Consider the following 10,545-nt stretch of genomic DNA (forward strand, 5'->3'; position numbering starts at 1 on the left):
TCTATAGAAAGCTCAAGTGCCTTTGTTCCCGTTACCGAGGTACTGCATAGGTTAAAGTTTTTACTCCAAATAAGAAATCAGAGTGGGATCAAACCCACCGTCCTGGTGATTTCCCCAGACGTTCAAGAGGGCGCTAATCATGCAAGAGCAGCGCTTAACGTCTATTCAGAACACGTCTTTAATCGCACATTTTGAATATCACGCAACGTAATAGCGTGATGCGTGATGCGTTGCATTTTCTTTATTTGCGTAATATAATACATTCTGAAGCGCAAATAAGAGGTGTGCAATGAACCCGTTTAATAATGTCGAGCTGTCAAAGGAACAAGTAAAAGGTCTGTTTGAAGCAAGAAAAAAAATGATACCTTTGCTTGCAAAAGCACAAGAACGATTACTTGACCTTCCCCTCCGGGAAATTATAGACCCAGCTCAAGGCGTGTCTGATTTACGGCGGTTCGCCACGTCCGAGGAATTGCAGCGTATCGTAATGGATGTATTTTGTGGCGCAATCGTTGTGGACACTAAACTGGTCAGGGAAAAAGCAATCCCAGCAGTAGTCGCAAGAGTTCTACTCATGACGACCGCTGGGTTAGTTCCTTTAATTTCTTCTACAGCGTCCCAATGTTTAAACGAAATGTTTGGTGGACGTGCAGTACTGGTAGCTGAGTCTCGGGCAATCCGCCGAGCACTTCGAGATCTGGGTCTGCGTGCAGAGTTTGAAATATACGATGAAGAAGACCGGATCTTAAAATCGGACGTGAACGTTGTGGAGGCCAAGAGCCAGGTGGCCAGCAAAGAAGGTGGCCAAAAAGAAGAAGAGTGCTTAGTTCTTGATTTGCAAGATGATGACGTTGTCGATGCCGAAGATGAAGACGCCCTCGTTGCTGAAAAAAACGCACCGAAAAACATCACGAAGAGAGCAAAGGCAAATGTGTCTCGCCGTAAATCGAAAACCAGTGTAAGCCGCCCCCAAAAAGCCATTAAAGACGATGGTGATGAAGTGGTGACTAAGAAATCGATAGCTGAAATCAGTACTTTAAAAGACAAGAAAGAAACTCTCCCTCTGGAACCAATAGAAGTCATTGTCGATTACGATCATGCGGATTGGCCTAACAGAAGAAAAACCAACTACCCTTCCGTTCTTTCCAAAGGCGTTGATTCTGCTCGACACAAATTAGGGTTGACTATGAGTGAGTTCGTACAAGCCGTTTTGGGTACGAAACGCTTTGAGAACAAAAAGGCGATTACCTTTCGCTCGTTAAAGACCACTGATTTAGAAACTCTTTATCAGTTCTATCTGATCAACAATGATGGAAACAAACAATGACAGCAACTAATGATATGCGAATTGAACAAAATATCGATGTTACGTGGAAACCCGTAAGCCCTGCTTTCGGATGCAAAGATTTAGCGGAAGTCATACAAGGAAACGATTTCCGAACAGCTCTAGCAAACATGCTTGCCGATTTTGATAAGTTAGTGCCAAACCAAGTGACGTTCGAGGGTTATGAATTTGTTGGCTTATCAGAAAAGAAAGCCTTATTCGAAAAGCACTTCCCTTTTTTTCAATTAAAGGTTGATTCACAGTTTGTTTCTTTAAGTCCTGACTCACATGTGATCACATGTGAAGCAGCGTTATATGTATTGACGGAAAGTGGTTATAAGCCATGGTTTACCCGATTGGGGCAATCTAGTGCCGATGTGGTTGGTGCTGATGGTAGAGAGGCCGATGCTGAAACTAGCGCACTACGGCGTATATTTTTAGCGTTAGGTATGGGCAAAGAGGGCGCTAAAGAAATCATTGAAGAAAGTTCTAAAAATGCAATTTCCATTGTGAATGACTATTGTATTAAGAATGCCATTGCACTCCACGAATTAGTTAAAGAATACCGCTCACACCACAAAGCGGTAAACCTTTCACCGCTTAAACATAACTACCATGACGTAGAAAATGGATCGTTAGGCTCGGTTATTGATAGCGCTGATTGGGTGTCTCTTACTGAATATGTTTCAAAAAGGAGTGTTAAAAATGGATAGTAATATTTGGCAAATAAGATATTTCATTTTAGCTTTCTTTATAACGTGCGCCCTCCCCTCTTTTGCAGAAGAAGATGACAGCGATAAGTTCGCCGAATATAAAATCGGTATTGAAGGGGTAAAACCGATGCGTTTGCCCATAAAGGAAGTCGAGGAATTAGAGCGCGCCTTACTTCTTTTTGGAAAGGCAGTCTCTACTTGTGAGAATAGCCAGGGTAGCTGGTATAACTTTGCAATTGATAGAACAGCCGAATATAAGATTAAAAAGTATAGGTTTTCTTGTAACATTGAATTGACACTATATTCAGGGTCGGCACTAAATTGTTTAATTCCAAATGGAATTGTTCATGAGTTTGGTCAAGCTATTCAAGAACGAAGTAAGACTGGACGTTCACTAGGAGACTTCTCCAACATAGAAAAGTCCTTCCTTTTTAAAAAAGGGTATTGTTCAGAAAAATAAGAAATACTTCAGGGAAAACGAAAAAAAAAGATTTTGTGATAACATACCCGAAAGAACGAGCGACCTGCATCCGTTTTTTCACATGTGAAAATATAGCAATACTTGATTGACAATAATTGCACATCTACCCAGTAGTTTTTTTCACATGTGAAAAAATAAAACACAGTTTGTTACGGCCGCGGCCGCATGAACCGTTCCACTATTATCTGTATTTTCACATGTGAAAATAAGGGGGTATTTCTTGCTAGCACCCTCCCCTACTCTTTGTTTTAACCTGGCTTTGCTCGTGTTAAAGATTTTATAAAACATATAGCAGCTAAGTTGAAATTTTCACATGTGAAAATGCTTTGGCACGATGCACGTAAGATAAGAGACCTTTAATTCAGGGATGAGTAGAATGAAAAATGTTAAATTAAAGTCAAGCGTTATTGCTATAGCGCTTAGTTTTTCCGTTTCTGCATTAGCAGAAATGCCAGCAACGAACGAACAAGCGGGAAAATTACCCGTGAGTTTTGAGTCCGTTTTTGAAAAATCAATGAACGACCCTAATGTTCTTTTTTACTATGGCGACCTGGCATTTCAAAATGGTGACTTTAATTCAGCTCTTAAATGGATGCTGGAAGCGTCACGATACGATTATGAACCCGCTATTGAAAACGTGAAACACATGGTGATGTTCAACCAAGGAACTGGAGCTAACCGTTCTGGCGTGGTTGACTTTCTTTCTTACTACGCACAGCCTCGCGGCGGTGAATCTCCAGACGTCTTCGCTCAAGTCTATCTCGCGGATTATTATCGTGGTGATAGTTGTGTTTGGTTTTCACCAGAAAAACGAGCAGATTGTACCTTAGCGCAGACAAAACAGGATGAACCCAAGTCGGCTACTGATTATGAAAAATCCTATTTCTATTTTGAAGGCGCTGCGAAGCAAGGCGATCAACGAGCAAAATATGTCTCTGGTATGATGAATATATTGGGGCTCGGCGTACCGCGAAATGTCCCACTTGGTATTAATTTCCTCAAACCACTAGCAGAAGAAGGTCAGGCTAATATTGCCTATATTATAGGTAAAATATACCAAGATGGGTATTGGATGGTTAGTGATCGAGAGGTCGCCAGTAATTGGTTCCAAAAGGCTATCGCATATAACCAACACCCAAGCTCAATGCTAGAGATGGCCAAAAACTACGAATCCGGTGTACTGGGTGATTCTGAATCTGAACGCGCAGCAAAAGCCGCGTCTTTATACAACCAAGTGCTAGAAAGTATTTCTGCAACAAATGAAGAGAAGTCAGAATCCGCCTTCCGTTTAGGATTAATGTATACCCATTATCCACAATACCGAGACCAGGTCAAAGCTTTAGACTTTATGGAAAAAGCCGTCGCCATTTCAGACGCGGACCCGAACGAGTTTGGGATTAAAGGTCTTTTGTGGTTGGGGGATAGAGAAGCGTCTACCGACCTCAGCAAAGCGGTGGAATTCTACCTTAAGGCTGAAAAGCAGCTTTCGATGCTTCCTTTAAATATTCAACAGCGCCAGGCCGCAGTATGGCAAAAATTAGCTAATGCGCATGCTACGGGTCAGGATGGGAATATGGAAAGAAGTAAGCGGGACTATGCCTTCTTTATGAACACCTATCACCGCGTAATGTCCAAAACTTTCATCCCATCAAAAGAAAAGTCGACTTACCGTGGGTTTTCTGCATTTACTTTTCCCGGTTAAATTGAAGTAGGGCAGGGTGCTTACTCTGCCTATTTTCACATGTGAAAATCTCTTCGCTAGGTTTTGTGATAGCGTAAACTACGGAGGAATACTGTAATGTCAAATCAGAATTCAGCGTTAAACTTCCTTTTCTACCTCCAGTCTTTGGTGTATGACGGTCAATTAAAAGTTGATGTAGAGACTAACCCTAAAGTGCTCTATATGGGAAATGACGCATCAATGGATTTTTTGTATGGTAGAGACCAGAATAACGAACCCTACATTGGGATACAGAGCGAATTTATGCCATGGTTTACGCATGTAGACTGGTTTGGTGTATCTATTTGCAGGAAAAAAGGTTATGTCTTTCTCGACGCGAAGGACAACGCAACAAACATTCTCCAAATGTCACTTGGAATTCGAATAAGAAAAGAGAGGATGGATTGCCTTTGCATGAAAGGTGTTGAGGATCCTGACGAAATGAGACTGAGCTTTCGAGTCTATGAAGTAGACGACGACGACCCAACTTCGGTATTATTTAGTGACCGAAAAGTGCTATCTAATCTCTACATTCGAGAAATTGAGGATGTTGACGAACTGGCATCAGATATCGAGGCGGAAGACGCACGCGGTGTTTTTGCTAAGAGCGGGCTTGATTCAACATTAACCTCCGTGAAAATTGGAGGTGAAAGTGATGGTGGTTAAATCAACAATACGCCCGTTGGGAGTACAAAAAAATAAAACAGACATTGCAGTAATGCCTTTTAATTACAAAGAACGAATGCTCTCTCAATGGGACGTTGAAGGCAGTACCTCAGAGTATTTGGTGAAAGCGTTTATGTTAGAAATGTTTCCGGACAAAAAGGGGCGTAATGCACTTTTTAGTTGGGAAACGCTGACTCGAAATCACGCGTTGACGTACCTCACAGCGTTCCACACCATTAACACAAGAGTAAACGGAGATGCCGTTGCTATGGGGAAGCCATTTAAAGATGTCTCTGACAACGACATAAAAGATCGTGTGAAGAGAAGTGGGATGATGACACCTAAAGAGATTCAGAGGCGATACCCTCCGTTACGCAAATCAAGTCGCGTTCGTTCCCTAAAATAATATTATACTAAGCGCTGCAGCGTTGCGTGGGGAAAGAAAATATTTTTTTAATTTAACGGAAAAATGAAATAAAAGGCTATTATACTAATGTTACAATTTTATCTACCAATAAGGGAATAAGCATGATGAATAAAAAAATATTAACTAAAGGTTCCGTATTAGTCGCTACTATGGCAGTGAGTTTTTACTCATTTGCTGCAGACAGCCGAGTATTTCAAGCTCAAGGCGATTACTTGGCGAATGATGCGCTGCCACTTTGGAAGACAGTACTGTTAGCTCTTTGTTTTTTGGGTGGTGTATGTGCAGTGTTATTTGGGGGGTGGCAGTTTCTTCGAAAATTTGTCTTACCTAAATCTGATCACGAAAAGCAATTCACGCTTCTAGAGATGGTTGCATCAATGGTCGTGGGCGGGCTCATTGCGTACCCATCCGGTGGTATGCTATTCGGCCAAGACCTTACGACGGGTGATCAATCAGTTCAGGAGATCCAAGCAAGTGATTTCGAATCCACCACTAATTAAGAAACAACCTTCTTCATGAGATTCGCATTCACCCCTTTAAAACAGGCCGGACGTTTTGTTAAATGTTCGGCCTTTACCGTATTAATGCTTATTATTTTAGGGCAGGGTGGGGTGTATGCATCAGAAAACACAATTGCCCCAACGGCATCAGTAAGAGAATACTGCGCCGCGGCAGGGTGTAACTTTCAAATTTTCTATCAATATTTTTACTCAAACAAAAACCGTTTTTGTGCCTCCAAACAGCATCTGATTACTCACCGAAGACAGAATACGATGAGGGCATTTATGATGGACCAGATGTCTAAGTCAGGATTACCCAGAACACTCGGGCTTATTCCAATGCTGGAATCTTCATACGCTATTGGTGAGCGCAGCCAGTTATCAGGAAGGAGTGCCGCGGGTCCTTGGCAATTTTTACCAGACACAGCCAGAGACATGGGCCTTAAGGTAACACGAGAAGAGGATGAGCGGTTTAGCCTACAAAAATCAACAGCAGCGGGGGCAAAATATATTAACTGGTTGGCAAGCCAGTTTAACGGTGACTACAATTTAGCGATTTTGGCTTATCATGCCGGCATTGGCCGTATAGAAAAGCTCATTACTAAGTACCAGACCGATAACCCGTGGTTTTTATCAAAACTGATCAGCGAGGCGTATCCAGATAAAGATTACCTCGCCAAGTTTCACAGTTATGCAGTAGTGCTTACAACAAATGGATGTGGAGAGAAGCGATGAAAAGAAAATTGGTAGCCGTGTTAGGTGTTCTACTGACGGGCATGGCTAACGCGGATATTGAAACGGATGGTCCTATGTACGATTGCACTGCGGAAGAAACCCAAGTGTATATAGAGCAAGTGACTCACAACCTTTTTACCCCATCCCCAATTGCGTCACCCGAAGAGTTTCAACAAGCATATATAGAGCAAGCTGACGAGCGGGCGAAAAGTGGTGACGATGACAGCCAGACTTGCTCAGCCATATTTACTGGCGCAGAACTGGAAGATGGATGGAAAGATATTATCGACGCCGTTAGAGAATTTGATCTAGGGTATGATTTTTCGGGGATAAACGCGGCGGCATTACAGGCCTTACTCGAAGAAGCGAAAGAAAAAGCTCAAGAAGAGTTTATGAACGCTCTTGAAGCGTTAGGACAAGATATCTGTTCCATGGTGTCCTCTGAGGCGTTGGAAGAGATGCTGCTGGACGCAATAAATGAAAAGTACGGAATGAACGCAAGAAACCTTCGTCTTTCTGATTTCGCAGATGAAATCACCGATGACGTAATGTCTAACGCGGATGACGATATCTTAATGTTGTTAAGCGAAGAAAAATTGGAACGAGAAGTCACACAGGAAGGTAGAAGTAAGATGCGTGAGCTTAGAGAGGATCTCTGGAAAAAATTATAAAAAACGCACAACTTCACGTCACGTTCAAGATGTGTTATATTATGTAGATGGATCTATTAACGGATTATTGATGTGCATATACCATCCTTTTTTTATTCAGACGCATCGTTCGAGCGTGGCCATGATACGCCAACAGAGTTCCTTCCGGCCATCCAGCAAAAAGGCTTCAAGCAAGCCTGTTTGATTGACCACAATACGACAACGTCAACCATCCGTTTTCTTGATAGTGCCAACGCAGTGGGTGTTGGTGCTATCGTAGGAATGACGGCTTCCGTAACATGCAAGGAACGCGATCATGCACTGTGGCGATTACGCAATCACCACGCGTGCATGAGGCTCCTTGAAATGATTGGTGTAGTGGGTGAGGGAGCGAAAGAAAACGCGATGGGAACTTACACAGGAATCAAACAAGTGGAGTCTGCGTTTCTCGACAATTCACTAAAAAGTGCAGTGGGGAAAAAACGCTTTGTGGCGGCGTGTACCGAAGTTATTGGGCCCCAGGCCGAGCGCATTATTGATGACAACATCTTACAGCCCTTCAAAAGATTACTGAAATACATTGATAAAGCCTTGCCCCTAGGTGAGTTAATCTTTATTGCCAAAACTGAGGTCGGTTACAAAAACATATTAGCGTTAAACTCAGCCCTAGGTAAGCACAAGAGTGAAGCGGTGAAGCGTGGTGAAAATATTCCACTGGCTTTAACAAAAGCGGATATCGAAAAATATTCTCAGGACGTTATCGTTATTGATGGGCTCCACAACAATTCATATTCTCATCCGTTTATTGCCACACAAAAAAAGGTCGATACATTACCTTTGTATTCGTCCATCACCGCATACGGCTTCCCCCTCTACGCCTCAGAGTCCGAGCGTACGTTTTTGAAGGCACAAAAAGAAAAACTCGTAGTTCCTTTCCCTCAGTTTCGCTATGCGAGAGAAGAGGACTATGATGCCTACTGTGTTAAAGTCGCCGTGCAGAAAAAGGAGAACGTCAACAGTTTTCTTTTTGAAAAGCCCCCCAAAGATTCTCTCTTGGTTGAGCATGACGACGTTGTCAATTACTACTCCGGCCAACAAGAACTTGTGGGGAATGCGCTCCAACTACACTATTGGGAAAGTCTAGGGGATACGCCTGTTACATTGGGGGAAATCCATCTACCAAATTACGATATGCCCATTCAGCGGGTTGTTCAGTTTGCATATGAAAGAATGGAACAGAGCCCCCCTGATTTCGAAAACGATGACGATGCATTAAGGGCTTTTGAGGCACTTATTGACAGTGAGAGACCAGAAGATGCGCCGGTTGCCACGTATAGACAAAGGCGTCTCAATGATTTTTGCTTGCTTGACCTTACCTACGAAGGTTTGGAACGTCGGTTAAAGCAAAATTTCGGCGAGGAAGCGGGACTTCATCGTGAAAAATACCAAGCCCAAGTCGAACGTGAATTTGAAGTTATTAAAGAGATGGGCTTTTCGGGCTACTTTCTTATTGAGTACGACATGGTTAATTTTGCTCGTCAAGAGGGGGTAGCTGTTGGTCCAGGTCGAGGAAGTGCAGCGGGTTCCCTCCTTGTTTATTGCATAGAAATCACCGATGTTGATCCTATCATGTACGACTTGAAATTTGAGCGCTTTCTTAATCCTGAGCGCGTATCGATGCCGGATATTGATACGGATTTTGGTGAGGGACGCGAGAAAGTATTGCGATACATTAGTGAAAAATACCAGCTTCCTGGTGCCATCTGGCCATCGTCAAGTCAAATTGCAAACATGAACCGGTACCAGTTGAAATCGTCAATAGCGGCGGTCAGGGGTGCCTATGAATTATCGATGATTTATGACAATGAGTTGAAAAGGCTTGTTAAAACGGCAGAAAATGAATTGGGGATCGTCGCCCCACGGAACCTCACTTGGGATGAGTTTTTGGGTCTGGATTTCGTAAAGAAACGCATGAACAAAGAACCTATGCTTTCCAAGGTTCTTTTGATGGCAAAGAAATTGACCGGAAAAATGCAATCCTATGGTGTGCATGCAGGTGGCGTCGTTATATCACCAACGATCATTCCTGATTATGCTGCGGTATGGAGTGATGACGAAGGAAACTTTTTCTCTCTTTATGACAAAGATGATATTGAGAGAGCTGGGTTGATTAAATTCGACATTTTGGGTTTGCGAACACTGAACATAACAACAGAGTGTGTCTCCCAGATAAAGGAGAATCACAGCGTTAGTATTGATTTGAGGACAATCGATTTTGCTGATCCTGCCGTTTACAATATGATCTGTCAGCAGATTCTGTGCGATGTGTTTCAATTAAATAGCCAGGGGATGCGGCAACTTGTTGGTAATCTTCAACCACAAAACATCGAAGAGTTAGCTGTGTTGTCCGCACTGTTTAGGCCCGGAGCTCTCCAAAGCGGAATGGTTGAGGAATACATTGATGTGAAGAACGGCGTTAAGCCCCCCCATTATGATCACCCCGCGTTAGAACCCGTGACGAGCATTACTTTTGGATGTATTGTTTTCCAAGAGCAAGTGATGGGTATTGTGCGAGAGTTAGCCGGTTATTCCCTTGGTGGAGCTGATTTATTACGCCGGGCTATGGGTAAGAAAAAAATGGCCGAAATGGCCAAGCAGCGAGATATCTATGCACAAAAAGCTCTCACTTTCTGGCGTGAAAACTACCTTGAATTAGGTAAAAAACAAGGGTTTGATTTCCCTCTTGACGTTAATTTCAAAGATTGTACAACCGAGCTAGAAACACTTGGTATTGCTGACTCTATTTCTGACGAGGGATACATATCGGGCCGTGAGCAGTTTTTGAAGGTAATGAAAACCCTTTTGAAACTAGATAAAAAAGGGGACGACATCTTGGTGGGGCGTATCAGTGATTACAATTATGTCGTTAAGTATTTTAAGAGCCATTACCAGTCCGCATTAGAGTTATCTATTACAAATACCTTGAGTCATACTGGAAAAGCGAAAGAGATGTATATGCGGCTGTATTTTTCGTTATCTCAATACGTGCGCTTCAATCAAGTATTCAATAAAGTAGAAAAATTTGCAGGGTATGGATTTAACAAGAGTCATGCCGTTGCGTATGCCATCGTAACTTACATGTCTGCATGGCTGAAGGTCTATTACCCGTCGGAGTTTTATGCATCTGCAATGACCTTTAAGAAAAAGGATGAATTGTACGAGACCGTTGTTGAAGCTTCGCAGAAACTCGGCATTAAAGTGGCCCCTCCTCATGTGAATTCGAGTCGGACGCGTTTTCTCGCTGAGACAGAAAAGCGTGTGCGTTATGG

Annotated in this window: 11 protein-coding genes; all 11 read left to right on the forward strand. The window is 42.8% G+C overall.

Annotated elements, in window-relative coordinates:
- Positions 1 to 195: hypothetical protein (locus tag V5298_RS01345; RefSeq protein ID WP_332929661.1), on the forward strand; the 195-nt coding region annotated here is incomplete at its 5' end.
- A gap of 94 nt (positions 196 to 289) precedes the next feature.
- Entirely contained in the window at positions 290 to 1,327 is a 1,038-nt protein-coding gene (locus tag V5298_RS01350; protein ID WP_332929662.1) for a hypothetical protein, read from the forward strand.
- Positions 1,324 to 2,037 carry a hypothetical protein gene (locus tag V5298_RS01355; RefSeq protein ID WP_332929663.1) on the forward strand — a complete coding sequence of 238 codons (714 nt, stop codon included), beginning with the start codon at positions 1,324 to 1,326 and terminating at the stop codon, positions 2,035 to 2,037. The genes V5298_RS01350 and V5298_RS01355 overlap by 4 nt, the downstream gene beginning before the upstream one ends.
- On the forward strand, positions 2,030 to 2,497 hold the full coding sequence (locus tag V5298_RS01360) for a hypothetical protein (RefSeq protein ID WP_332929664.1): 468 nt from the start codon (positions 2,030 to 2,032) through the stop codon (positions 2,495 to 2,497). The genes V5298_RS01355 and V5298_RS01360 overlap by 8 nt, the downstream gene beginning before the upstream one ends.
- Before the next feature lie 397 nt (positions 2,498 to 2,894).
- Positions 2,895 to 4,220 (forward strand): hypothetical protein, encoded by a 1,326-nt coding sequence (locus V5298_RS01365; protein WP_332929665.1) that lies wholly within the window; start codon positions 2,895 to 2,897, stop codon positions 4,218 to 4,220.
- A gap of 96 nt (positions 4,221 to 4,316) precedes the next feature.
- Positions 4,317 to 4,904 carry a hypothetical protein gene (locus V5298_RS01370; RefSeq protein ID WP_332929666.1) on the forward strand — a complete coding sequence of 196 codons (588 nt, stop codon included), beginning with the start codon at positions 4,317 to 4,319 and terminating at the stop codon, positions 4,902 to 4,904.
- Complete coding sequence (locus V5298_RS01375) at positions 4,894 to 5,310, forward strand: hypothetical protein (RefSeq protein WP_332929667.1); 417 nt, start codon at positions 4,894 to 4,896, stop codon at positions 5,308 to 5,310. Before V5298_RS01370 ends, V5298_RS01375 begins: the two co-directional genes overlap by 11 nt.
- 122 nt (positions 5,311 to 5,432) lie before the next feature.
- The gene (locus tag V5298_RS01380) at positions 5,433 to 5,831 is read left to right on the forward strand and encodes a hypothetical protein (RefSeq protein WP_332929668.1); all 399 of its coding nucleotides are present in this window, start codon (positions 5,433 to 5,435) and stop codon (positions 5,829 to 5,831) included.
- Positions 5,832 to 5,846: 15 nt separating this feature from the next.
- Positions 5,847 to 6,566 carry a transglycosylase SLT domain-containing protein gene (locus V5298_RS01385; protein WP_332929669.1) on the forward strand — a complete coding sequence of 240 codons (720 nt, stop codon included), beginning with the start codon at positions 5,847 to 5,849 and terminating at the stop codon, positions 6,564 to 6,566.
- Complete coding sequence (locus V5298_RS01390; RefSeq protein WP_332929670.1) at positions 6,563 to 7,237, forward strand: hypothetical protein; 675 nt, start codon at positions 6,563 to 6,565, stop codon at positions 7,235 to 7,237. Before V5298_RS01385 ends, V5298_RS01390 begins: the two co-directional genes overlap by 4 nt.
- Before the next feature lie 72 nt (positions 7,238 to 7,309).
- Positions 7,310 to 10,545, forward strand: a 3,236-nt coding sequence (gene dnaE / locus V5298_RS01395) for a DNA polymerase III subunit alpha (RefSeq protein ID WP_332929671.1), incomplete at its 3' end; no start/stop codon positions are given.

Origin of the sequence: Alteromonas sp. 14N.309.X.WAT.G.H12 (genome assembly GCF_036697315.1) — a bacterium.
Lineage (GTDB): Bacteria > Pseudomonadota > Gammaproteobacteria > Enterobacterales > Alteromonadaceae > Alteromonas.